20 protein-coding genes are annotated in these 23,021 nt (G+C 68.2%); 7 read left to right on the forward strand and 13 right to left on the reverse strand.

Features of this window, described 5'->3' with window-relative positions:
- Positions 1 to 7 precede the first annotated feature (7 nt).
- Positions 8 to 418 (reverse strand): VOC family protein, encoded by a 411-nt coding sequence (locus LGN17_RS04920; protein WP_226195378.1) that lies wholly within the window; start codon positions 416 to 418, stop codon positions 8 to 10.
- Between the two features lie 169 nt (positions 419 to 587).
- Between LGN17_RS04920 and LGN17_RS04925 the strand changes: the two genes are divergently transcribed.
- Together LGN17_RS04925 and LGN17_RS04930 are read left to right on the forward strand one after the other, a co-directional pair.
- Entirely contained in the window at positions 588 to 920 is a 333-nt protein-coding gene (locus LGN17_RS04925; protein WP_175971320.1) for an ArsR/SmtB family transcription factor, read from the forward strand.
- Entirely contained in the window at positions 913 to 1,377 is a 465-nt protein-coding gene (locus tag LGN17_RS04930) for an SRPBCC family protein (protein WP_226195379.1), read from the forward strand. Before LGN17_RS04925 ends, LGN17_RS04930 begins: the two co-directional genes overlap by 8 nt.
- 96 nt (positions 1,378 to 1,473) lie before the next feature.
- Here the strand turns inward: LGN17_RS04930 and LGN17_RS04935 are convergent, their stop codons facing one another.
- From LGN17_RS04935 to LGN17_RS04960, 6 genes are all read right to left on the reverse strand, one after another.
- Complete coding sequence (locus tag LGN17_RS04935; RefSeq protein WP_226195380.1) at positions 1,474 to 2,775, reverse strand: THUMP domain-containing class I SAM-dependent RNA methyltransferase; 1,302 nt, start codon at positions 2,773 to 2,775, stop codon at positions 1,474 to 1,476.
- 165 nt (positions 2,776 to 2,940) lie between these two features.
- Positions 2,941 to 5,064 carry a site-specific recombinase gene (locus tag LGN17_RS04940; RefSeq protein ID WP_226195381.1) on the reverse strand — a complete coding sequence of 708 codons (2,124 nt, stop codon included), beginning with the start codon at positions 5,062 to 5,064 and terminating at the stop codon, positions 2,941 to 2,943.
- Between the two features lie 474 nt (positions 5,065 to 5,538).
- Positions 5,539 to 6,273, reverse strand: coding sequence for a membrane integrity-associated transporter subunit PqiC (locus tag LGN17_RS04945; protein WP_226195382.1), 735 nt, complete (start codon positions 6,271 to 6,273; stop codon positions 5,539 to 5,541).
- The gene (locus LGN17_RS04950; protein ID WP_175955777.1) at positions 6,270 to 7,889 is read right to left on the reverse strand and encodes an intermembrane transport protein PqiB; all 1,620 of its coding nucleotides are present in this window, start codon (positions 7,887 to 7,889) and stop codon (positions 6,270 to 6,272) included. The genes LGN17_RS04945 and LGN17_RS04950 overlap by 4 nt, the downstream gene beginning before the upstream one ends.
- Positions 7,882 to 8,511: a paraquat-inducible protein A gene (locus LGN17_RS04955; protein ID WP_175955779.1), complete on the reverse strand. Its 630-nt coding sequence runs from the start codon at positions 8,509 to 8,511 to the stop codon at positions 7,882 to 7,884. The genes LGN17_RS04950 and LGN17_RS04955 overlap by 8 nt, the downstream gene beginning before the upstream one ends.
- The gene (locus LGN17_RS04960) at positions 8,508 to 9,173 is read right to left on the reverse strand and encodes a paraquat-inducible protein A (RefSeq protein WP_175955781.1); all 666 of its coding nucleotides are present in this window, start codon (positions 9,171 to 9,173) and stop codon (positions 8,508 to 8,510) included. Before LGN17_RS04960 ends, LGN17_RS04955 begins: the two co-directional genes overlap by 4 nt.
- 258 nt (positions 9,174 to 9,431) lie before the next feature.
- Here LGN17_RS04960 and LGN17_RS04965 point away from each other — a divergent pair, with 258 nt between their 5' ends.
- The 4 genes from LGN17_RS04965 to LGN17_RS04980 all read left to right on the forward strand — a co-directional run bounded on the left by LGN17_RS04965 (position 9,432) and on the right by LGN17_RS04980 (position 12,667).
- The gene (locus LGN17_RS04965; RefSeq protein ID WP_226195383.1) at positions 9,432 to 9,992 is read left to right on the forward strand and encodes a cytochrome b; all 561 of its coding nucleotides are present in this window, start codon (positions 9,432 to 9,434) and stop codon (positions 9,990 to 9,992) included.
- Between the two features lie 8 nt (positions 9,993 to 10,000).
- Positions 10,001 to 10,561, forward strand: a complete 561-nt coding sequence (locus LGN17_RS04970) for a YceI family protein (protein WP_226195384.1) — start codon at positions 10,001 to 10,003, stop codon at positions 10,559 to 10,561.
- Positions 10,562 to 10,626: 65 nt separating this feature from the next.
- Positions 10,627 to 11,208 carry a YceI family protein gene (locus LGN17_RS04975; RefSeq protein WP_226195385.1) on the forward strand — a complete coding sequence of 194 codons (582 nt, stop codon included), beginning with the start codon at positions 10,627 to 10,629 and terminating at the stop codon, positions 11,206 to 11,208.
- A 181-nt stretch (positions 11,209 to 11,389) separates the two neighbouring features.
- Positions 11,390 to 12,667 (forward strand): MFS transporter, encoded by a 1,278-nt coding sequence (locus LGN17_RS04980; protein ID WP_226195386.1) that lies wholly within the window; start codon positions 11,390 to 11,392, stop codon positions 12,665 to 12,667.
- A gap of 18 nt (positions 12,668 to 12,685) precedes the next feature.
- Here the strand turns inward: LGN17_RS04980 and LGN17_RS04985 are convergent, their stop codons facing one another.
- From LGN17_RS04985 to queA, 6 genes are all read right to left on the reverse strand, one after another.
- Entirely contained in the window at positions 12,686 to 14,218 is a 1,533-nt protein-coding gene (locus LGN17_RS04985) for a S41 family peptidase (protein WP_226195387.1), read from the reverse strand.
- A gap of 204 nt (positions 14,219 to 14,422) precedes the next feature.
- Positions 14,423 to 15,373 carry a protein translocase subunit SecF gene (secF, locus tag LGN17_RS04990; protein WP_226195388.1) on the reverse strand — a complete coding sequence of 317 codons (951 nt, stop codon included), beginning with the start codon at positions 15,371 to 15,373 and terminating at the stop codon, positions 14,423 to 14,425.
- 18 nt (positions 15,374 to 15,391) lie between these two features.
- Positions 15,392 to 17,413, reverse strand: a complete 2,022-nt coding sequence (gene secD / locus LGN17_RS04995) for a protein translocase subunit SecD (protein ID WP_226195389.1) — start codon at positions 17,411 to 17,413, stop codon at positions 15,392 to 15,394.
- A gap of 106 nt (positions 17,414 to 17,519) precedes the next feature.
- Complete coding sequence (gene yajC / locus LGN17_RS05000) at positions 17,520 to 17,843, reverse strand: preprotein translocase subunit YajC (RefSeq protein ID WP_006476868.1); 324 nt, start codon at positions 17,841 to 17,843, stop codon at positions 17,520 to 17,522.
- A gap of 232 nt (positions 17,844 to 18,075) precedes the next feature.
- The gene (tgt, locus tag LGN17_RS05005; protein ID WP_226195390.1) at positions 18,076 to 19,263 is read right to left on the reverse strand and encodes a tRNA guanosine(34) transglycosylase Tgt; all 1,188 of its coding nucleotides are present in this window, start codon (positions 19,261 to 19,263) and stop codon (positions 18,076 to 18,078) included.
- A 153-nt stretch (positions 19,264 to 19,416) separates the two neighbouring features.
- The gene (gene queA / locus LGN17_RS05010; protein ID WP_226195391.1) at positions 19,417 to 20,484 is read right to left on the reverse strand and encodes a tRNA preQ1(34) S-adenosylmethionine ribosyltransferase-isomerase QueA; all 1,068 of its coding nucleotides are present in this window, start codon (positions 20,482 to 20,484) and stop codon (positions 19,417 to 19,419) included.
- Between the two features lie 167 nt (positions 20,485 to 20,651).
- Here queA and recG point away from each other — a divergent pair, with 167 nt between their 5' ends.
- Positions 20,652 to 22,958 carry an ATP-dependent DNA helicase RecG gene (recG, locus tag LGN17_RS05015; protein WP_226195392.1) on the forward strand — a complete coding sequence of 769 codons (2,307 nt, stop codon included), beginning with the start codon at positions 20,652 to 20,654 and terminating at the stop codon, positions 22,956 to 22,958.
- Positions 22,959 to 23,021: the final 63 nt, after the last annotated feature.

The raw sequence follows: 23,021 nt of genomic DNA on the forward strand, positions 1-23,021 counted from the left end.
GCCGTGCTCAGTGGCATTTCGGCGCGTGCAGGCCGACGCGGTTGCCTTCGGTGTCGATCAGGTAGCCGACGTAGCCGTAGTTGTTCGGCAGCTCGACGACCGAGCCCTGCACGACGCCGCCCGCGCGCTTCGCGCGTTCGAGCGCCGCGACGACCGATTCGCCGGCGTTCAGGTAGACGAGCACGCCGTTCGCGCTCGGCTTGAGCTGCTGCGGATCGAACACGATGCTGCCGCCCGTGCTCGATGCGTCGCGGTCGAACGTGGCCATCGGCACGCCGCCGATGACTTCTCGCTGGAGCGTCGTCTGCAGCACGGTTTCGTAAAAGCGGATCGCCCGGTCGAAATCGAGGGACGGAATGTCGAACCACGCGATCGCGCGCTCCAGGGTGGGGGTGGCAGTGGCCGTTGCGGATGTCATGACGCGCTCCTAGTTGCGTTGTTATTCGGGTTCCGTGCGGAAACCAGCGTTGCATTGCGCCGGGATTGCAGTGTGATCGCGGGCTGCTGACACCGTATTGTCAGTAGAGTTGTCACCCTTGACATGCAACCATTTGGTTGCATAATAAGCTCATTGACCCGGGAGCGGCATGGATCTCGTTTTCAGGGCGCTGGCCGATGCCACGCGCCGCCAGTTGCTTGATTTGCTGTACGCGAAGAGCGGACAGACCCTGTCCGAGTTGTGCGACGGGCTCGCGATGAGCCGGCAGGCCGTGAGCAAGCATCTCGCGCTGCTCGAGGCCGCGAATCTCGTCGCGACGACGTGGCGCGGCAGGGAGAAGCTGCATTACCTGAATCCGGTGCCGATCCACGACATCGCGGAACGCTGGATCGGCAAGTTCGAGCGTCAGCGCCTTCAGGCGCTGGCGGACCTCAAGCGCGGGCTCGAAGCGGCCGGCGATTCTGGAGACAACGATGAGTAATCCCGCCTTTGTGTACGTGACGTTCATTGCATCGACGCCCGAGCGTGTGTTCGATGCGCTCACCAACGCCGAGCTGACGAAGGACTACTGGGTGCGGCACCGCAACGCGTCGCCAGACTGGCGGCCGGGCTCGCGTTGGGAACATCAGGACTACGACGATCCGGCGCGGGTCGACATCGTCGGCGAAGTGGTCGAGAACGATCCGCCGCACCGGCTGGTCGTCACGTGGCGCACGCCGTCGGGGGAGAGCGGGGAATCGCGCGTGAGCTACGTCGTCGAGCCGCACGAGGGTGTCGTGAAGCTGACCGTCACGCACGACGGGCTGGTGCCGGGCTCGGAGATGGATCGCGGGATTCGCGGCGGGTGGCCGGTCGTGTTGTCGAGTCTCAAGACGCTGCTCGAGACGGGGCAGGCGCTGCCGTTCACGATGGGGCGCTGGGAGTGTTCGAAGCACTGAAACGAAACGCCGCCGTTGCCGCGGGTGCGGTAACGGCGGCGCTCCGGTTGCCGCAGAGGGGCCGCGCAAGCGGCCCCATCGCGATCATGAGGCGGACTACGCGTCGCCTTCCGGCGCGGCCGGGCGCGCCTTCACGCTGCCGGCGATCAGGTCGAAGCGGAACAGCCGGCATTCGAGCGCGCCGTTGAACAGCGGCGTCTTCGCCGATTCGCGCAACCGCAACTGGCCCGGCAGCGAACGGTCGGACGTCAGCAGGAATGCCTGCCAGCCCGTGAAGCGCTGCTTCAGCGCGTCGCCGAGCGCGTTGAAGAACTCGCTGTCCGGTGCGTCGGTGTGGGTGCGGCGGAATGCGTCGTCGTTGCCGCGGTTGCGGCCCGTCTCGCGCACCTCGCCGCGCGCGCTGCGGCCGCGCACTTCGATCCGCTCGCCGTACGGCGGGTTCGCGAGGAGGATGCCCGGGCCGTCGCACGGCGGCGTCATCCCGCGCGCGTCGACCTGCTTGAGCCATACCGACGGCACGCCTGCACGCTCGAGGTTCGCGCGCGCCTTCTCGAGCATGTCGCCCGAAATGTCGCTGCCGTATACGCCGAGCGCTTCGCCGCGCTTGCCGCGCGCCGCGCGCTTCGCGTCCAGCGCCGGGACCTTCAGCCCCTGCCACGCGGTGATGTCGTATTGCTTGAGTTTCTCGAAGCCGAACCGGCGCTCGACGCCCGGCGCCACGCCGAGCGCGATCTGCGCGGCTTCCGCGAGGAACGTGCCGCTGCCGCACATCGGGTCGTACAGCGCCGTGCCGGGCGTCCAGCCCGTCAGGCGCAGGATGCCGGCCGCGAGGTTTTCGCGCAGCGGCGCCGCGCCCTTGTCGAGACGCCAGCCGCGCTTGAACAGCGGCTCGCCCGACGTGTCGAGGTACAGCGTGCATTCGCCCGCCGTCAGGAACGCGAACACGCGCACGTCCGGCGCACCGGTGTCGATGCTCGGGCGCGCGCCGGTCTTGTCGCGCATCCGGTCGCAGATTGCGTCCTTCACGCGCAACGTCGCGAATTCGAGGCTCTTCAGCGGCGACTTGATCGCGGTGATGTCGACGCGCAGCGTCTGCGTCGCCGCGAACCAGCGCTCCCACGGCTGCTCGAGCGCGAGCGCGTAGACGTCCTGCTCGTTGCGGTACGCGCGGTGGGCGATCTTCAGCAGGACCCGGCTCGCGATCCGCGAATGGAGGTTCGCGGCCATGCCGGCGGCCCAGCCGCCGCTGAAGTGGACGCCGCCCGGCACCTGCGCGCCCGCGGTGAACGGCGCGCCGTTCAGGTGGCGGCCGGCGATTTCGGCCAGCTCGGCGGCAAGCGCCGCTTCGAGGCCGCGCGGGCAGGGGGCGAAGAATTCGTACAGGGTGGGCGAGGACATAAGGCGGGTGGGGACGTGCAAAAGTCCACTATTGTACGCGGCGCGGGCGGCCGGGGCCGGCGTTGCGTCGCGTTTCGATGCCGCGGCGCGGGCCCGGGTGCCGCGCAGGCGTGTCGGAAGGCCGCGCGGCGGTGCCCGGGCGGGCGCCGCCATGCCGCCGCAAGGTCAGTGCGAGCCCGGCTGGCCGGCGCGCGCGGCCTGGCCGCTGCCCGGCCAGAACAGCGCGAGCGGATTCGACAGCACCGTGCGGACGATCGCGGCGACGAGCGCGCGCACCTTGGTCGGGCGCAGGCTGCGCGAGCGCACGGCCATCGTGAACGCGAGCGCGAAGCTCACGAGCACGTTGAGAATCGCCATGCTGAGCACGCCGGCGCCGGCCCACCACAGCTCGGGCGTGCCGAGCGCATCCTTGCCGAGCACGCCGAGCGCGACGCCGATCGAACCGGCCGACAGCGTCACGTGCCGCACCTCGAACGGGAACATGAACACGGTGACGATCGCCGGAACGAGGCCGAGCATCAGGCCGAGGCCGACGTTCGCGACCACGCCGGCCACGTTCGACCGGCAGAAGTGCGCGAGCTTCGCCGCGCCGGCCGCGCCGAGCGTCAGGCGCAGCCGGCGGTTGTACGTGAGCGCGTCGCCGACCCGGTGCAGCACGAACCAGTTGTCGGCCCAGCCCGCGAGCAGGCTCGACGCCCACAGCAGCACGCCCGTCAGCGCCGCGTAGAGCGGCGTCGGGCCGAGCAGCGAGAACGAGTGCAGCGTCGCGTGCGCCTTCTCCGGCGAGATCAGGTTCGCGTGCAGCACGTTGCCCGCGAACAGTTGCACGAGCAGGCACACGGGCAGCACGACGAGCACGTTGCCGGAAATCGCGGCCGCCTGCGTGCGGATCAGCGCGATCACCGACGACACGAACGCCTTCACGCCTTCGTCGTGGCCGGTGTCGTCGAGCTCGCGCGCGAGCGTCGGCGCGGTCATCGCGGGCTGCTTGGTGGCGAGCGTGAAGTGCAGGAAGTGCATCAGCATGAAGCTGGCCGCGTAGTTGACGCCCGCGAGCAGCCCTTCGAGCATCGACTGCAGGTGCGCGCCCGTGATCGCGAACTTCACGCATACGGTCACGACCGTGACGAGGCCGCCGCCGGCGGCCATCCGCAGCATCTTCAGGTACTCGGCGCGGCCGCGCGAGATGTAGTGCTCGCCGGTGTCCGCGTTGGTTTCGACGAGCTTGCGCGCGAACAGCGAGAAGTTGCTGCGCACGAGGTGCGACACGCTTTGGCTGTTGTGGTTCGCGTCGATGAGCTCGGCCGTCAGGTGCGCCATTCCGTGCAGGTCGTCGCGCGCCATCCACGCGTTCAGCAGCATCTCGGCGCGCAGGATGCGCATGCGCATCCGCTCGACCTGGAACACGATGTCGACCGATACGCCGTTGCGGTACAGGTGCGAGAACACGTCGTCGACGGCGATCCGGCATTCGTCGAGCAGCACGCGCAGGTAGTTCACCTCGTGCAGCAGCTTGCTCGGGTCGCCGCCGTCCTCGACGGCCGCGTGCGCGGTTTCGACCGCGAGCATCGCGCGCGTGAGGCGGTAGAACGGCTGCGTTTCGAGCGGCTTGCGTGCATCGTCGTCGGAGAGCCGGCTGCGCACCGTCTGCGACAGGCCGGTCGAGCTGATCTGGCAGGTCAGGTTGTGCAGCGCGGCCAGCAGGTCGCGCGAGAACGAGCCCGGCTTGTGGCGCTCCTCATCGGTGACGTCGAACGAAAGCAGCTCGGCGAGGCGCGTGAGGAGATCGTCGGGCAACGCGTCGATCCATTGCGCGTCGTCCGGCGTCGGGAACATCAGCGTGAACAGCGCCGAGAGCTCGCGGCGGTTCGGCGCGGGCGGGATCAGCGACGAGTCGATCCGCTCGAACAGCGCGCCGAAGAAGCCCGAGTGCACGGGCATGCCGGCGTCGCACAGGAGCGAGATGCCGTCGCACTCGCGCAGGATGCCGCGCAGGATGCGCGCGGCGTGGGTTTTCCACGCGGGATTGCGATCGAGCACGTGGAACAGGTAGCGCAACCGCGCATGGGCCGGATACGCGCGCGCATCGTCGTCGCGATCGGCGGGCGCGTCTTGCGCGGCCTGCATCGTGCCGGTGCGGCGCAGCCAGTGCGCGAGCTCGATCAGCCATTCGCTGCGCTCGGCGTACGACGCATCGGCATCGGCGTGCGCGAGCAGCGCATCGAGCTGGTGACCGGCATTGCGCGACGCGCGCCACTTCTTGATCAGGGTCGTCAGGGAACGAAACATAAACGGAATAGCGAAAGCCCTCGGCGGGCGGGTTCGGGATGCCGGCCGGGGAAACGGCGCGGCGCCGGGGAGAACGGGTGAGACGGGGCCGCTTGCCGGACGATGCGCGGCGACCCGCGATGCGGCTGCCCCGCTGCGGTGCACGCCGATTGCGTGCGGGCGCCGGGAGGCACGGCGGTCGGGCCGAACCCGGCCCGGCGCCGCTGGCTGGCGCGCACGACGAGCGGCGCGGGCCTGAAAGTGCGTAGGATCGTCAATCGGGCCCGAAAATGCAAGCCGACCGCGTTGCATGGCGCCGGTTCCGGCCGACTTTGACAAACAATGTGAATGGCCGTCCGGCCGATGCATTTCGATGCGTGTCCGGTTGCGGCAGGGTGACGCCGACGGCAGTCGGCGATCGCTCGCGGACGCGCCGGGCCGGACGAAGCCGCGCAGGCGAGCATGCCGTCGAGCGCTCGCCCGCCCGCCGCACGTTCATGCGCCGGACTTGCCCGTCGCGCCGGCGTCGCCGCCCGGCATCGCGTTGGCCGGGCACGGCACGAACGGCGCGAACGGCGCGGCGGCCGTCTTGCTGCCGGCGGCGGGCGCCTTGGCGGCCGGTGTGCCGCGGTGCGCGGCCATCGCACGCACGCCGGCCGCGGCTTGCGCGGCAATCACGTCGAGCGCGCGCCGGTGGCCGGCGACGAGCGCGTCGTAGCCATCGGCGACCGGTTCCGCGACGCTCGTGCGGCACGTCATGACGGCCTGCGTGGCGAGCGAGCGCACGCTCCACACGGCGTCGACCGCCGCGCGCTTGCCGGGCCACGACTCGAAGCGCTGCACGTTCACGCTGATGCGATACACGGGCACGCCGGGCGGGTACGCGGAATTCGCGACGTCGATCGTGCCGAGCTGCGTGGCGAGATCGTCCGACAGCGCGCGGCGGATCTCGTCGGCGGGCGGCGACGCCCAGCGTTCCTGCTCGAGCACGTCGACCTGCGCGGCGTTCTTCTGCACGACCAGTTGGTTCTTCGCGACCTGCTCGGGCACGCCGACGGACGGCACCTCGATCAGGAACGCCGGGTTGGCCGGCGCGGTGCGCAGCGGCGCTGCGGCATCGGCCGGGCTGAGCGTGTAGAACCGCGCGGGCGGCGAGCTGCACGCGGCGAGCGCGAGGGCGGCGACAGCCGCCGCCGCGCCGCTCGCGAAACCGTTCACGCGTGTGGTCATGGTTGATCTCCTGGCTTGCCCTTGAGCAGCGATTCGGGGTGACGCTCGAGGTAGTCGGCGAGCGCGTTCAGAGACTGCAGCGTGCGCGTGAGCTCCTTCAGCGCGCCGCGCACGTCGGACTGCAGCGGCGAATCCTGCTGCAGCGTCGCTTCGGCGGTCGAGAAGGTCTGCTTCGCGGCCGACAGCGTGTCGCGCGCTTCCGGCGCGACCTGCGTGTCGAGCTGCTTGAACAGCTTGTCGGCGTTCGAGAGCGCGCTGTTCAGGTTTGCGCCGATCTGGTCGAACGGCACCTTGTCGAGCTTCTTCGCGATGTCGGCGACCTGCAGTTGCAACTCGTCGAGCGTGTTCGGCACGGTCGGCAGCTCGAGCGGCTGGCGGGCGGTGTCGATCTTCACGGCCGGCGCCTTCGGGAAGAAGTCGAGCGCGACGTACAGCTGGCTCGTCAGCAGGTTGCCGGTGCGCAGCTGGCCGCGCAGCCCGTGCTGGACGAGCCGCTCGATGATCTCGCGGCGGGCCGGTTCGCCCTTGCTCTCGATCGTTTCGCGGAAGCGGCGCCCGAGGCGTTCCGGATACACGTTCATCGTCACCGGCATCAGGAAGTTCTTCGTCTTCGGATCGAAGTCGATGCCGATGTTCGTCACTTCGCCGAGCACGATGCCGCGGAAGTCGACCGTCGCGCCGACGGCGAGCCCGCGCAGCGACTGGTTGAAGTTCATCACGACCTGCAGCGGCTGGCCGTCCGGGTCGCGCATCGCGTCGCCCTCGTCGGACGCGAGGCGGAACGTCGTGTTGTTCGGCGCCGTCGCGCCGGAGCCCTGGTTCGGCGGCGTCTGGAACGCAATGCCGCCGAGGATCACCGTGGCGAGCGACTGCGTGTTCAGCTTCAGGCCGCTCGAGTCGAGCCGCAGGTCGACGCCGCTTGCCTGCCACCAGCGCGAGTTCACGCCGACATACTGGTCGTACGGCGCATTGACGAACACGTTGAACGTGACGCCGGTGCCGTCCTTGTCGAGCGAGAAGCCGACCACCTGGCCGACCTGCACGCGGCGGTAGTAGACGGGCGAGCCGATGTCGACCGAGCCGAGCGAATCGCCGCGCAGCACGTATTGGGTGCCTTTCTGGTCGCCCGTGACGGCGGGCGGCGTCTCGAGGCCGGTGAAGTCGGTCAGCGTATCGTCCGAGCGCCCGGCGTCGACGCCGATATACGCACCGGACAGCAGCGTGCCGAGCCCCGACACGCCGGTCGCGCCGACGCGCGGCCGCACGATCCAGAAGCGCGAGCCCTTCACCGCGAAGTCCTCGGCTTCCTTCTTGAGCTGCACCTGGACGAGCACGCGCGACAGGTCCTTCGACAGCTTGATCGTCTTGACCATGCCGATCTCGACGTCCTTGTACTTGACCTGGGTCTTGCCGGGCTCGAGCCCTTCGGCGCTGTGGAAGCTGATCGTGATTTCCGGGCCGCGTTCGCGCACGGACTTGATCACGAGGCCGATGCCGATCAGCGCGGCGATCAACGGCACGAGCCAGACGAGCGACGGCAGCCAGCCGGATTTCGTCGAGATCGTCGGATCGGGCGGCCGGGGCGCGTCGTGCTGCGGGCCTTGTGGACTATTCATGGTGATTCCCTGAGGTTTCGACTGGATCCCAGATCAGGCGGGGATCGAACTGCATCGACGCGAGCATCGTCAGGATCACGACCGAGCCGAACGCGAGCGCGCCGGGGCCGGCCGTGATGACGGCGAGCGAACGGAAATGGACGAGCGCGACGGTCAGCGTCACGACGAAGATGTCGAGCATCGACCAGCGGCCGATGCGCTCGACGATCCGGAACAGGCGCGTGCGCTGCAGCGGCCGCCAGGCGGTGCGGCGCTGCGCGCTGATCACGAGGATCAGCAGCACGCCGAGCTTGAGCATCGGCACGAGGATGCTCGCGACGAACACGACGACGGCGAGCGGCCAGTCGCCCGATACCCAGAAATAGATGACGCCGCTCATGATCGTGTCTTCCTGCGAGCCGACGATCGACGCGGTGCGCATGATCGGCAGCAGGTTCGCGGGAATGTAGAGGATCGCGGCCGCGAGCAGCAGCGCCCACGTGCGCATCAGGCTGTTCGGCGTGCGGAAATGGAGGGCGCTGCCGCAGCGCGCGCAATGTGCGTGCGGATGGTCGAGCGTCTGCACGAGGCCGCACGTGTGGCAGCTGACATAGCCTTCGCGGGCGGCGGTCGGGATCGTCATCGGCGGGCGGCTTCCGGCAGCGGGGCGGCATCGTCGGGCTGCCCGGGAGCGCGCCCGGCGCGCAGGTCGTCGGCGATGTCCCACAGCGTGCGCGGATCGAACATCAGCACGACCGCGATCATCAGCGTGAGCGCGGCGAACGCGAACAGCGCGGCATCGGGTACGACGCGCGCGAGGCTGACCATCTTCACGATGGTCACGAGGATGCCGAGCATGAACACCTCGATCATCCCCCAGGGCCGCACGAGTTCGATCGCACGCAGCACCAGGTTGAAACCGGGCGGCACGACACCGCGCCGGATCGGCAGCAGCAGGTACAGCAGCGCGGCCATCTCGACGAGCGGGAACAGGACGGTCGAGCAGAACACCATCACGCCGACGATCGCCATGTCCTGGTGCCACAATGAGTCGATCGCACCGATCAGCGTGGTCTGCACGCGGTTGCCGTTCACGTCCATTTCGAGGATCGGGAACGCCTGCGCGATCGTGAACGTGATCAGCGCCGCGAGCGCGAGCGCGCAGATCCGCTCGATCTGCGCGGCGCTGTTGCGATAGAGCAGCGCGTCGCAGCGCGGGCAGCGCGCGGATTCACGTCCGCTCAGGCGCGGTTTGTGCAACAGTGCGTCGCATTCGTGACAGGCAATCAGGTCGTTTCGTTGCATGGAAAAGGCAGTTGTGCGACGGCTGGGGAGACGCGTCGACGGGGCCGGAACCCGCGCCAATCTTACCAAAAGGCCTTTTTCGGCGTGTCAACGATCGCGGGTTTGGTGACCGAGCGGTAACATGACAGGAAACCGTCAGCCGGCTGGCGTGCCTGTCTTCAGAGTCCGCGCGTGTCAAAAGGTTGCGGTAGCATGGCGCCCTTGACAAGCGTCGGACCAATTGCCGGCGCGGCCGTTCGCTGAACTGAGGAATCCAAGATGGCATCGAAATCGCTGCCGGCCAGGCCGGTACGCTACACGCAGACGGCGATCGCGCTGCACTGGCTGATCGCGCTGCTGATCGTCTGCGCGTTCGCGCTGGGCTGGGTGATGACCGACATCCCGGGCTTCACGCCGACCAAGCTGAAGTACTTTTCGTGGCACAAGTGGATGGGCGTGACCGTATTCGCGCTGGCCGTCATCCGCGTGCTGTGGCGTGCGACCCACGTGCCGCCAGCGCTGCCGGGCGGTACGCCGGCGTGGCAGCGTGCGGCGTCGCATGGCGTGCACATCCTGCTCTACGTGCTGATGATCGTGATTCCGGTGACGGGCTACCTGTACAGCTCGGCGTCGAACATCCCGGTCGTCTATCTCGGCATCGTGCCGCTGCCGCGGCTGATCGACCCCGATCCGGTGCTGAAGGAAACCTTCAAGACGCTTCACGTGTCATTGAATTACATTCTGCTTGCGCTCGTCTCGGTGCACGTGCTCGCGGCGCTCAAGCACCAGCTGTTGGACCGCGACGGCCTGCTGTCGCGGATGCTCCCCTTTGCCAAATGAAGGATCCCATGAAGATGTCTTTCTCCCGCCCCATGCTGGCCGCGCTCGCCGCGGTGTCGTTTGTCGCGTCGGGCACGGCGCACGCCGATGTCGATCTCGCGAAGAGCAAGGTGTCCGCCGTGTCGAAGCAGATGAACGTGCCGACCGAAGGCGCGTTCAAGAAGTTTTCCGCGCAGGTGAAGTTCGACCCTGCCAAAGCCACGCAGGGCAGCGCCCAGATGACGATCGACGTCGCGAGCTATGACCTCGGCGACAAGATGTACAACGACCAGGTCGCCGGCAAGGACTGGTTCGACGCGAAGACGTATCCGCAGGCCACCTTCGTGTCGTCGGCGATCGCGCCGGCGGGCGGCAACAAGTACAACGTGACCGGCAAGCTGACGATCAAGGGCAAGTCCGAGAACGTCACGGTGCCCGTTACGGTCACGCAGAGCGGCGCGACGCAGACCTTCGACGGCGTGCTGCCGATCAAGCGCTCGACGTTCAACGTCGGCACCGGCGAGTGGAAGGACACGTCGGTCGTCGCGGACGAAGTGCAGATCAAGTTCCATCTCGTCGCCACCAAGTAAGCGGCGGGCTGTCGTCTCACCTGAATGCCGCGCGAGGGCGCGGCGCCGTTCCAAGGAGAAAGAGTTTGAAAAAGCAACTGATCATCGCCGCAGGCGCGCTGGCAGCGTCGCTGTCGTTCTCGGCCTTCGCCGAAAGCGTGACGTACCAGTTCGACCCGAGCCACACGTACCCGAGTTTCGAGGCTGACCACATGGGTGGCCTGTCGGTCTGGCGCGGCAAGTTCGACAAGTCGAGCGGCACCGTGACGCTCGATCGCGCGGCGAAGACGGGCACGGTCGACGTGACGACCGACATCGCATCGATCCACACCGGCAGCGCGAAGCTCGACGAGCATCTGCAGACGGCCGATTTCTTCGACGCAGCCAAGTTCCCGCAGGCGAACTACAAGGGCGCGATCAAGTTCGACGGCGACAAGCCGGTGTCGGTGGTCGGCAACCTGACGCTGCATGGCGTCACGAAGCCGGTGACGCTGAAGATCGATTCGTTCAAGTGCATGCCGCACCCGATGCTCAAGCGTGAAGTGTGCGGTGTCGACGCCGTCGGCGAATTCGACCGCAGCGATTTCGGCCTCGACTACGGCAAGCAGTACGGCTTCAAGATGAAGACGAAGCTGCTGATCACGGCCGAAGCGCTCAAGCAGCAGTAAGCCCGCCGGCCGGGCCGGCCTTCGCGCCGGCCCGTCGCGAGCCCGCCGCCGCGTTCCCGTCAGGGGCGCGGCGGTTTTTTTTGCGCGCCTATAATCGCCCGAGCGTCGTGCGCGGCGCCGGGCAGGCCGACGCCGCGCGCGGCCGCCTCGAACAGAACGTACAACGACAAGGAGATCGCCGATGCATGCCGTCACGCAGTCCCGTTCCATTGCCTCGTCGCCGCGGGTGTGGCGCGCGGTGGTCGCCGCGTCGATCGGCAATGCGCTCGAATGGTTCGATCTCGTCGTCTACGGCTTCTTCGCGGTGACGATTTCCAAGCTTTTCTTTCCGGCGGGCAACGATACCGTGTCGCTGCTGCTCACGCTCGGCACGTTCGGCGTGTCGTTCTTCATGCGCCCGCTCGGCGCGATCGTGCTCGGTGCGTATGCCGACCGCGCGGGCCGCAAGGCCGCGCTCACGCTGTCGATCCTGCTGATGATGGCCGGCACGCTGATCATCGCGGTGCTGCCGACCTACGAGACGATCGGCGTCGCCGCGCCGGTGATCCTCGTCGCCGCGCGGCTGATGCAGGGCTTCTCGGCCGGCGGCGAGTTCGGCAGCGCGACCGCGTTCCTCGCCGAGCACGTGCCGGGCCGGCGCGGCTTCTTCGCGAGCTGGCAGGTCGCGAGCCAGGGGCTCACGACGCTGCTTGCGGCTGGCTTCGGCACCGTGCTGAACGCGCAGCTCACGGCCGCGCAGATGGCTGCCTGGGGCTGGCGCGTGCCGTTCTTCTTCGGCCTGCTGCTCGGGCCGGTCGCGTACTACATCCGCACGAAGGTCGACGAGACCCCCGAATTCCTTGCGGCGGAAGGCACCGCGAACCCGCTGCGCGATACGTTCGCGACGCACAAGGCGCGTCTCGTCGCCGCGATGGGTGTGGTTGTGCTCGGCACCGTCGCGACCTATCTCGTGCTGTTCATGCCGACCTACGGTGTGAAGCAGCTCGGCCTCGCGCCGTCGGCCGCGTTCGCGGCGATCCTCGTCGTCGGCGTGATCCAGATGGCGTTCGCGCCGCTCGTCGGCCACTGGTCGGACACCTACGGCCGCGTGCGCGTGATGATCGCGCCGGCCGTCGGCATTCTCGTGCTGATCTACCCGGCATTCGCGTACCTGGTCGCCCATCCGGGCTTCGGCACGCTGATCGCGCTGCAGGTGCTGCTCGCGTTCCTGATGACCGGCTACTTCGCGGCGCTGCCGGGTTTGTTGTCCGAAGTGTTTCCGGTGCAGACGCGCACGACCGGGATGTCGCTCGCGTATAACGTCGCGGTGACGATCTTCGGCGGCTTCGGGCCGTTCATCATCGCGTGGCTGATCAAGGCGACCGGCTTGAAGACCGCGCCGAGCTTCTACCTGATGTTCGCGGCCGTGCTGAGCCTCGCGGCGCTGGTCGTGCTGCGCAAGCGGTTCGGCTTCCGGTAACAGGGCGGGCGCCGCGCGTCAGTTGCCGGCGCGCTCGCATACGGGCTGCGCGGGCATCAGTTGCGGTCTGGCTTCGACCGTCTGCACGGGGCGCCCGGCGAGCGCGGCGAGCGCCTGCCTGAGCTGCCAGTCGGTCGCCGTGCCAAACACGCGCTGCGGCAGCGCCGCGCTCTTTGCCGTATCGATCTTCGCGAGCGCACGCTGCTCGCGCAGTTTCTGCCGTTCCTTGCGCACCTTCGCGAACGGATCGGGCGCCAGCCGGTCCGCATACGGCGCGCGGGCGAGATCGGCTTCCCGGTACCACAGCAGTACGCCGTCGACGTCCGAGTCGCGGCGCGGCGGCACGAGCCAGTCCGGCACGACGCCGTAGCCGTCCATCGGGCAGCCGTTCGGCCGCAGGTTGCGCGCGAACGTGAAATTCAGGCGCGTGCCGTCGATCAGGTCGACACCCGTCTGCGCGAGCCCCTTCCCGTAGGTCGGCATGCCGAGCAGTTTCGCGCGGCCGAGATCCTTCAGTGCCGCCGCGGTCGCTTCGGCGGCCGACGCGCTCTGTCCGTCGACGAGCACGACGAGCGGCACGGTGCGCCACCAGTCGTCGGCCTGCAGTGGCGCGAGCGGATCCTGTCCATGCATGACCGGCAATTCGTAATCGGGCCAGTTGGTCGTGTAGCGGCGGCGGTTGGCGTCGCCGCGCTCGACCGTCACCATCGCGGTGCGGTCGCGGCCGGCGAACAGCGCGGTGATGCCGATCGCCGCATTGAGCGCGCCGCCGCCGTTGATGCGCAGGTCGAGAATCACGCCTTTCACCGGCGGCCCCGCGCGGCGCGCGGCCTGCACCGCGTCGATGTAGTCGCCGACCGCGGGTTCGGGAAAGCTCGACAGCCGCGTGTACAGGATGTCGCCGTCGAGCCGTTTCGCGGTCGCGGGATGCGGTTTGAGGATCGCCCTCACGGGCGCGAAATTCAGCACCGCGTGCGACGGGCCGCGCTGGACCGTGAGCTTCAGCGGCACGCCCGCGTCGCCCTTGGCGAGTCTGGTCAGGTCGGCGGCGTCGATGCCGATGACGCTCGTATCGTTCATCGCGACGACGAGATCGTCGGGGCGCACGCCGGCCTTTTCCGCGGGCGCGTCGGGAATCACGTCGACGATGTGCAGCCCGTCGGGTCGCGTCTCGAACACGATGCCGATGCCGGGCGTGCCGTCGCGCACGCGCCGTTCGTCTTCGCGCCGCTCCTGCTCCTCCTTCGCGTCGAAGAAGCGCGCGTACGGTAGCGTCTTGATGCCCGCGTGGGTCGTTGCGTCGAGCAGCGCGCCGATGTCGACGTCGGTCAGGTGCTGCCGCTTCAGGACTTCAACCGCGGCCTTGAGCTCGCAGATCTGCGGCTCCCAGTCGGGCGGGCAGGGCGACGGCGGCCGGGCGGTGGCGGGTGAGGAAGCGGGCGCAGAAGCGGCCGGGGCGGACGCCGGCTGTTGGGCACCGGCGGACGACGCACACGGCAGGAGCGCGGCCGTGACGGTTGCGCAAACGGCAAGGCGAAGAACGACACGCATGGGAGGCATCATCGGGACCGCACGTTTGAACGGAGGGCGAAGGTGCTTGAGCCGGCAGGCGGCGCGGCGGGACGATCACGATTGTAGCCGACGCGCGTGACGGGGCAGGGCGAGCGGGTTGCGCGATGTCGGTCGAGTGGCGCAGGCATGAAAAAGCCGGCCCAACCGGGCCGGCTTTTCGTCTGTGCCGAAGCAGCGTGGCGCTTAAACCTGCGCGCCCGCGTTCGGATCGTCCGGATCGTGCGCGGTCTTCTTTTCCTTGATCAGGTCTTCGCGCTTGATGCCGAGCCACATCGCGAGCGAGCCCGCGACGAACACCGACGAGTAGATGCCGAACATGATGCCGACCGTCAGCGCGAGTGCGAAGTAGTGCAGCGTCGGGCCGCCGAAGAAGAACATCGACAGCACCATCATTTCGGTCGACGTGTGCGTGATGATCGTACGCGACATCGTGGTCGTGATCGCGTGGTTGATCACTTCCTGCACGCTCATCTTGCGTTCGCGGCGGAACGTTTCGCGGATCCGGTCGAAGATGACGACCGACTCGTTGACCGAGTAGCCGAGCACCGCGAGGATCGCCGCGAGCACCGCCAGCGAGAACTCCCACTGGAAGAACGCGAAGAAGCCGAGAATGATCACGACGTCGTGCAGGTTGGCGATGATGCCGGCCACTGCGTACTTCCACTCGAAGCGGAACGACAGGTAGATCACGATGCCGATCACGACGCACGCGAGCGCGAGCAGGCCGTCGGTCGCGAGCTCCCGGCCGACCTGCGGGCCGACGAACTCGACGCGCTGCAGCGTGACGTCCGGGTTCTGCGCCTTCAGCGCGCTCATCACCTGGTCGCTCTGCTGCGCGGACGTGAGGCCTTCCTTCAGCTGCAGGCGGATCAGCACGTTGCGCGACGTGCCGAAGTTCTGCACCTGCGCGTCGGCGTAGCCGAGCTTGCCGAGCGTCGCGCGCACAGGTTCGAGTTCAGCGGCCTGCTGGTACTGCACCTCGATCACCGTCCCGCCGGTGAATTCGACGGACAGGTGTAGCCCGCGGTGGAACAGGAAGAACACGGCGGCGAGGAACGTGACCAGCGAGATCACGTTGAACACCAGCGCGTGCCGCATGAACGGAATGTCTTTACGGATGCGGAAAAATTCCATGGTTTCGTCTCCGGGGCCTTATTGGGTCGAGCCCGGTTTCTTCGGCGACACGCCTTGCTGCGCGCGGTTGCGCAGCTGCGGCTTGCCGGTGCGCGGCGCGTTGCCCTTCGCGGGGGCGGCGAGCTTCGCGGCACGCGCGGTGTCGGTCGATTCGTCGGCGTCGGAGAACGATGCGCCGGCAGCGGCGCCTTCCGGCTTCCACACCTGGCCGATCGCGAGCGACTTCAGCTTCTTGCGGCCGCCGTACCAGAGGTTGACGATCCCGCGCGAGAAGAACACCGCGGAGAACATCGACGTCAGGATACCGAGGCAGTGCACGATCGCGAACGCGCGAACCGGGCCCGAACCGAACGCGAGCAGCGCGAGGCCGGCGATCAGCGTCGTGACGTTCGAGTCGAGAATCGTCGCCCATGCGTGCGCGTAGCCGGACTGGATCGCGAGCTGCGGCGGCTGGCCGGCGCGCAGTTCTTCACGCACGCGCTCGTTGATCAGCACGTTCGAGTCGATCGCCATACCGAGCGCGAGCGCGATTGCGGCGATACCGGGCAGCGTCAGCGTCGCCTGCATCAGCGACAGCACGGCGACGAGCAGCAGCAGGTTGACCGACAGGCCGATCACCGAGACCACGCCGAACAGCATGTAGTACGCGATCATGAACACGGCGATCGCGCAGAAGCCCCAGATCACCGAGTGGACGCCCATCTTGATGTTGTCGGCGCCGAGGCTCGGGCCGATCGTGCGTTCCTCGATGATGTCCATCGGCGCGGCGAGCGAACCGGCGCGCAGCAGCAGCGCGAGGTCGGCCGCGGCTTGCGGCGTCGGCTGGCCCGTGATCTGGAAGCGGTCGCCGAGTTCCGACTGGATCGTCGCGACCGTCAGCACCTCGCCCTTGCCCTTCTCGAACAGCACCATCGCCATCGGCTTGCCGATGTTCTCGCGCGACACCGCGCGCACCGAGCGGCCACCGGCCGAATCGAGGCGGATGTTGACCGACGGACGCTGGTGTTCGTCGAAGCCGGCCGACGCATCGATGATGCGGTCGCCGGTGAAGATCACGTCCTTCTTCAGCAGCACCGGCGCCTGGTTGCCCTGCGTGAACAGCTCCTCGCCCGGCGGCACCGGGTCGTTCGGGTTCGGGTGCGTGTTGATCGGGTCGGCGAGGCGCGCCTCGAGCGTCGCGGTGCGGCCGATGATGTCCTTCGCCTTCGCGGTGTCCTGCACGCCCGGCAGCTCGACGACGATGCGGTCGCTGCCCTGCTGCTGCAGGATCGGCTCCGACACGCCGAGTTCGTTCACGCGGTTGTGGAGCGTCGTCAGGTTCTGCTTGAGCGCGGCGTCCTCGACGGACTTCTGCACGGCCGGCGTGAACGTGCCGACGACCTGCGTGCCGCCGCCGCCGGGCTGGGTCGCCCATTGCAGTTCGGTGATCGACAGCGCGAGCACCTTGCGGGCGTCTTCGGCCGTCTGCGCATCGCTGAAGTTGACGACCACGGACTGGTCGACGCGGCTCACGCCGCCGTCGCGGATGTTCTTGTCGCGCAGCAGCGTGCGCGCGTCGGACGCGTCGGAATCGAGCTTCTTCGTCAGCGCGCCCGTCATGTCGACCTGGAGCAGGAAGTGGACGCCGCCGCGCAGGTCGAGGCCGAGATACATCGGCAGCGCGTGCAGGGCGGTGAGCCAGCGCGGCGACGCGCTCTGCAGGTTCAGGGCGACGACGTACTGCGGATCGTTCGGGTCGGCGTTCAGCGACTTCTGCAGCAGGTCCTTGACGCGCAGCTGCGTATCGGTGTCCTTCAGGCGCACGCGGATGTTCGCGTTGGTCGCCGTGTTCTCGAAGGTGACGTCGTCCGGCGTGATCTGCGCGGAGGCGAGCGCCGATTCGACCTGGGTCAGCGTGGTCGAGTCGAGCTTGACCGTGGCCTTGCCGCTCGACACCTGCACCGCCGGCGCTTCGCCGAAGAAGTTGGGCAATGTGTACAGAAGGCCGATGGCGAGCGCCACGACCATCACGACATATTTCCAGAGTGGATAACGATTCATGAGGGAGCCGAACGGGTGGTTGGCGTGAAAGCGTCGCGTCCGGCGCCGCGGCGGCCCGCTCTCTCAGGCGGGCACGGCGCGGGGAGCCGGACGCTCGGTGAAGGGCTTACAGCGACTTGATCGTGCCCTTCGGCAGAATGGTCGTGACCGCAGCCTTCTGCACGGTGATTTCGGTGCCTTCGGCGATCTCGACGCCGATGTAGCCTTCGGTGACCTTCGTCACCTTGCCCACGAGGCCGCCGCTCGTGACGACTTCGTCGCCCTTGGCCATGGCCGCGAGCATGTTGCGGTGCTCCTTCTGACGCTTCATCTGCGGGCGGATCATGATGAAGTAGAGCACGGCAAACATCAGGATGAGCGGCAGGAAGCTCATCAGGCTCGATTCGGCGCCACCGGCACCTTGGGCGAACGCGTTGGAAATGAACGGCACGTTGGTCTCTCCGTAGAGGAAGATCGAAAAATAAGCCGGTTATTCTACCACCGGCCCCATGCGCTAACGGCGCTGCAAATGCGCTTTCGGATCAAGCCGTTAAAGCGCGAACCGGCACCGTTGCGACTTGTTTGGAAAGGCAATTGTAATGTTTGGCGGTCGAGTTCGGCAGTTGGCGCGCGTTATTTAGTACATGTCCTATGTGACGAACCGCCGCGCGGCCTGCCGGCCGTCAGTCGACGCCTCTTGCACGATCCTCCGCGAAGCGCTGGCGGAACGCGTCGAACGTGTGGGTCTCGATCGCTTCGCGGATCTCGCTCATCAGCTGCAGGTAGTAGTGCAGGTTGTGGATCGTGTTGAGCTGCGCGCCGAGGATCTCGCCGACGCGGTGCAGGTGATGCAGGTAGCCGCGCGAGAAGTTCTGGCACGTGTAGCACGAGCAGCTCGCGTCGAGCGGCTTCAGCGAGTTCTTGTGCGTCGCGTTGCGGATCTTCACGTCGCCGAAGCGCGTGAACAGCCAGCCGTTGCGCGCGTTGCGGGTCGGCATCACGCAGTCGAACATGTCGACGCCGTTCGCGACGCCTTCGACCAGGTCCTCCGGCGTGCCGACGCCCATCAGGTAGTGCGGCTTGTTGGCCGGCAGCTTCGGGCCCACGTGGCGCAGCACGCGCATCATGTCTTCCTTCGGCTCGCCGACCGACAGCCCGCCGATCGCAAGGCCGTGGAAGCCGAGTTCCGCGAGGCCCGCGAGCGATTCGTCGCGCAGGTCCTCGAACATCCCGCCCTGGACGATCCCGAACAGCGCGTTCGGGTTGCCGAGCCGGTTGAACTCGTCGAGCGAGCGCTTCGCCCAGCGCAGCGACATGCGCATCGAGTCGGCCGCTTCCTTGTGCGTGGTCGGCACGCCGTTGGTCGCATACGGCGTGCACTCGTCGAACTGCATGACGACGTCGGAGTTCAGCACCTTCTGGATCTGCATCGACACTTCCGGTGACAGGAACAGCTTGTCGCCGTTGATCGGCGACGCGAACGTGACGCCGTCCTCGGTGATCTTGCGCAGGTCGCCGAGCGAGAACACCTGGAAGCCGCCCGAGTCGGTCAGGATCGGCTTGTTCCAGCCCATGAAGCCGTGCAGGCCGCCGTGCGCGTCGATCGTGTCGAGGCCCGGGCGCAGCCACAGGTGGAACGTGTTGCCGAGGATGATCTGGGCCTTGATCTCGTGCAGCTCGCGCGGCTGGATCGCCTTCACGGTGCCGTACGTGCCGACCGGCATGAAGATCGGCGTCTCGACCACGCCGTGGTTGAGCTTCACGCGGCCGCGGCGCGCATGGCCGTCGGTCGTCAGCAGTTCGAATTCGAGCCCGTTCGCCGGGCGCTCCTGCACGGGGGCGTGCGTATCTTGGGATGAACCTTCGGTCATCGCGTCATTCTCCTTGCCACCGGAGAACAGTCCGGCGCGTGTTGGAAACGCCGCCGGCAAGCCGGCAGCGGGGAAAAACGGGGTGTGCGCCATCGTAGCGCGCGGCGGGCGAACGGCGGCTGAGCGGCGTGCGGGCCGTCGCGCCTGCTTCGCTCAAACGCGCGGCGCCTCCGGCGTGTCGCGCCGCGTGAGCAGCATCGCATCGCCGTAGCTGAAGAAGCGGTAGCGTTGCTCGATCGCATGCCGGTACGCGGCGCGGATCGTCTCGACGCCCGCGAACGCGGACACGAGCATCAGCAGCGTCGACTTCGGCAGGTGGAAGTTCGTGACGAGCCGGTCGACCACGCGAAAACGATAGCCGGGCGTGATGAAGATGTCGGTCTCGGCCTGCGTGGCCGCAAGCGGGCGGCCTGCTTCGTCGGCAGCGCGCGCGGCGGCTTCGAGCGCGCGCATCGACGTCGTGCCGACCGCGATCACGTTGCCGCCGCGCGCGCGGGTCGCGGCGATCTTGTCGACGAGCGACTGCGGCAGGTCGTACCACTCGCTGTGCATCTTGTGCTCGGCGATGTTGTCGACGCGCACCGGCTGGAACGTGCCGGCGCCGACGTGCAGCGTCAGCGTCGCGCGCTCGACACCCATCGCGTCGAGCCGGTCGAGCATCGGCTGGTCGAAGTGCAGCCCGGCCGTCGGTGCGGCGACCGCCCCCGGATTGCTTGCGTAGACGGTCTGGTAGCGCGTCTCGTCGGTCGCGTCCGGATCGTGCTCGATATACGGCGGCAGCGGCAGGCGGCCGTACTGTTCGATCAGGTCGAGGCACGGCTCGGGGAAGTTCAGCGTGAAGAACGGCTCGACGCGCTCGCCGACCGTCACGTCGAACGCATCGGCGAGGCGCAGCGTCGTGCCGGCGCCCGGCGACTTGCTCGCGCGGATCTGCGCGAGCGCCGTGTGCGTACCGGTCACGCGCTCGATCAGCACCTCGATCTTGCCGCCACTGGCCTTCTGGCCGAAGAAGCGCGCCTTCAGCACCTTGGTATCGTTGAAGACGAGCAGGTCGCCGGCCGAGATGCACGACGGCAGCCCGGTGAAATGGCGGTCGACCAGGCGCGCGGGCGCGACGGTGCCGTCGACCTCGAGCAGGCGGCTCGCGGTGCGATCGGGCAGCGCGGTTTGTGCAATCAGCTCGGGCGGCAGATTGAAATCGAAATCGGAAAGCGTGAACATGCGGGCTGGTTCGAAGCGGCCGGCGGGCGTCGCCGGCAGGGCGGAAACGCGTAAATGGGGCGCGCGAGCCGCTATGATGGCGGGATGCGCGGCCTGGCCGGCGTCGTTCGTTCGGACGACGTGAAAGCCGCTATTGTACTTGCCTTGCGAAGCACCCAGACGATCCGATGCCAGTGTCACCACGCCGTTCCCCCGCTGCCGTTGCCGATTCCGCCGATCCGTTCGACGCGGAGGATGTCGCGCCGCCCGCGCCAGACGCGGCGGAGCGCTCTGCGCCGCGCCGTGCCGGCCCGAAGCGCGGCGCCGACGGCAGGCTCGCGCAGCCGGCCGCCGCCGCGCCCGATGCCGATAGCGCTGCTGCAAGCGACGCAGCGGGCGCGAAGCGCAAGAAGAAGCCGGCCGCCGACAAACCCGTGAAGACGGTCGACAAGCTCGCGAAGCTCGGCCTCACGCGCTCGATCGATCTGGTGCTGCATCTGCCGATGCGCTATGAGGACGAAACCACGCTCACGCCGATCGGCGAGCTGCTGCCGGGCGGGATCGCGCAAACGGAGGGCGTCGTGTTCGACAACGAGGTCGCATACCGGCCGCGCCGCCAGCTGGTCGTGAAGATCCAGGACGACGACGGCGAGCACCTCGTGCTGCGCTTCCTGAATTTCTACGGCTCGCAGGTCAAGCAGATGGCTGTCGGCCAGCGCCTGCGCGTGCGCGGCGACGTGCGCGGCGGTTTCTTCGGGATGGAGATGGTGCATCCGGCGGTGCGCGTCGTCGAAGCGGATGCGCCGCTGCCGCAGGTGCTCACGCCCGTCTATCCGAGCACGGCCGGCGTGTCGCAGGCCTATCTGCGCAAGGCGATCGAGAACGCGGTCGAGCGTACGCCGCTGCCCGAGCTGCTGCCGCCCGAGATCCAGCGCGACTACCTGAAGCCGCTCGACGTGCCGACGCTCGAGCAGGCGGTGCGGATCCTGCACCACCCGCGTGTCGATTCCGACGAAGCCGCGCTGATGGATGGCTCGCATCCGGCGTGGACGCGCATCAAGTTCGAGGAACTGCTCGCGCAGCAGCTGTCGCTCAAGCGCGCTCACGAGGAGCGCCGCACGCGCGCGGCGCCCGCGATGCCGCGCCGCGCCGCGAGCGATGCCGATGCGCTCACCACCCGGCTCTACGCGGCGCTGCCGTTCACGCTGACGGGCGCGCAGGCGCGCGTCGTCGACGAGATCGCGCACGATCTCACGCTTGCGCACCCGATGCAGCGCCTGCTGCAGGGCGACGTCGGCAGCGGCAAGACCGTCGTCGCGGCACTGGCCGCCACGCAGGCGATCGACGCCGGCTACCAGGCCGCGCTGATGGCGCCCACCGAAATCCTCGCGGAACAGCACGCGCGCAAGCTGCGTGCGTGGCTCGAGCCGCTCGGCGTCACGGTGGCGTGGCTCGCGGGCAGCCTGAAGGCGAAGGAAAAGCGCGCGGCGATCGAGGCGGCCGCGCTCGGCACCGCGCAGCTCGTGATCGGCACGCACGCGATCATCCAGGACACGGTCGAATTCGCCCGGCTCGGCCTCGTGATCGTCGACGAACAGCACCGTTTCGGCGTCGAGCAGCGGCTCGCGCTGCGTGCCAAGGCCGCGAACGCGGCCAACGGCGCGCGCGACTTCCAGCCGCACCAGCTGATGATGTCGGCCACGCCGATTCCGCGCACGCTCGCGATGACGTACTACGCGGATCTCGAGGTCTCGACGATCGACGAGCTGCCGCCGGGCCGCACGCCCGTGCTGACGCGCCTCGTCGGCGATGCACGGCGCGAGGAAGTGATTGCCCGCGTGCGCGAGGCCGCGCTGACGGGGCGCCAGGTGTACTGGGTGTGCCCGTTGATCGAGGAGAGCGAGACGCTGCAGCTGCAGACGGCCGTCGAGACCTACGAGACGCTGGCCGCCGCGCTCCCGGAGCTGAAGGTCGGGCTCGTGCACGGCCGGCTGTCGCCGGCCGACAAGGCGGCCGTGATGGAAGCGTTCACGCGCAACGACGTGCAGCTGCTGGTCGCGACGACCGTGATCGAGGTCGGCGTCGACGTGCCGAACGCGTCGCTGATGGTGATCGAGCACGCGGAGCGCTTCGGCCTCGCGCAGCTGCACCAGTTGCGCGGCCGGGTGGGGCGCGGCACCGCGGCGTCGGTGTGCGTGCTGCTATACACGGGGCCGCTGTCGCCGACCGGCCGCGAGCGGCTGAAGACGATGCGCGAGACGACCGACGGCTTCGAGATCGCCCGGCGCGACCTCGAGATCCGCGGCCCCGGCGAATTCCTCGGCGCACGCCAGTCGGGCGCGGCGATGCTGCGCTTTGCGAACCTCGAGACCGACGGCTGGCTGATCGAACCGGCCCGCGAAGCCGCGACGCGGCTGATTGCCGCGTATCCCGAGATCGTCACGCAGCATCTCGCGCGCTGGCTCGGCGCACGGGAGCAGTATCTGAAGGCCTGATCCCCGGGGCGAGGTCGGATTTAAAACCGCCGTTTGAAGCATTTCGATGCCGAGAAACTTGGC

Origin of the sequence: Burkholderia sp. AU30280, from assembly GCF_020420125.1 — a bacterium.
GTDB lineage: Bacteria > Pseudomonadota > Gammaproteobacteria > Burkholderiales > Burkholderiaceae > Burkholderia.

Coding starts and splice junctions, on each gene's coding strand:
- LGN17_RS04960 (WP_175955781.1), bottom strand. CDS start 9,173: ATGCAACGAAACGACCTGATTGCCTGTCACGAATGCGACGCACTGTTG.
- LGN17_RS04950 (WP_175955777.1), bottom strand. CDS start 7,889: ATGAATAGTCCACAAGGCCCGCAGCACGACGCGCCCCGGCCGCCCGAT.
- LGN17_RS04925 (WP_175971320.1), top strand. CDS start 588: ATGGATCTCGTTTTCAGGGCGCTGGCCGATGCCACGCGCCGCCAGTTG.
- recG (WP_226195392.1), top strand. CDS start 20,652: ATGCCAGTGTCACCACGCCGTTCCCCCGCTGCCGTTGCCGATTCCGCC.
- LGN17_RS04935 (WP_226195380.1), bottom strand. CDS start 2,775: ATGTCCTCGCCCACCCTGTACGAATTCTTCGCCCCCTGCCCGCGCGGC.
- LGN17_RS04945 (WP_226195382.1), bottom strand. CDS start 6,273: ATGACCACACGCGTGAACGGTTTCGCGAGCGGCGCGGCGGCGGCTGTC.
- secD (WP_226195389.1), bottom strand. CDS start 17,413: ATGAATCGTTATCCACTCTGGAAATATGTCGTGATGGTCGTGGCGCTC.
- LGN17_RS04920 (WP_226195378.1), bottom strand. CDS start 418: ATGACATCCGCAACGGCCACTGCCACCCCCACCCTGGAGCGCGCGATC.
- LGN17_RS04965 (WP_226195383.1), top strand. CDS start 9,432: ATGGCATCGAAATCGCTGCCGGCCAGGCCGGTACGCTACACGCAGACG.
- LGN17_RS04985 (WP_226195387.1), bottom strand. CDS start 14,218: ATGCGTGTCGTTCTTCGCCTTGCCGTTTGCGCAACCGTCACGGCCGCG.
- queA (WP_226195391.1), bottom strand. CDS start 20,484: ATGTTCACGCTTTCCGATTTCGATTTCAATCTGCCGCCCGAGCTGATT.
- tgt (WP_226195390.1), bottom strand. CDS start 19,263: ATGACCGAAGGTTCATCCCAAGATACGCACGCCCCCGTGCAGGAGCGC.
- LGN17_RS04955 (WP_175955779.1), bottom strand. CDS start 8,511: ATGACGATCCCGACCGCCGCCCGCGAAGGCTATGTCAGCTGCCACACG.
- LGN17_RS04930 (WP_226195379.1), top strand. CDS start 913: ATGAGTAATCCCGCCTTTGTGTACGTGACGTTCATTGCATCGACGCCC.
- LGN17_RS04980 (WP_226195386.1), top strand. CDS start 11,390: ATGCATGCCGTCACGCAGTCCCGTTCCATTGCCTCGTCGCCGCGGGTG.
- LGN17_RS04940 (WP_226195381.1), bottom strand. CDS start 5,064: ATGTTTCGTTCCCTGACGACCCTGATCAAGAAGTGGCGCGCGTCGCGC.
- secF (WP_226195388.1), bottom strand. CDS start 15,373: ATGGAATTTTTCCGCATCCGTAAAGACATTCCGTTCATGCGGCACGCG.
- LGN17_RS04970 (WP_226195384.1), top strand. CDS start 10,001: ATGAAGATGTCTTTCTCCCGCCCCATGCTGGCCGCGCTCGCCGCGGTG.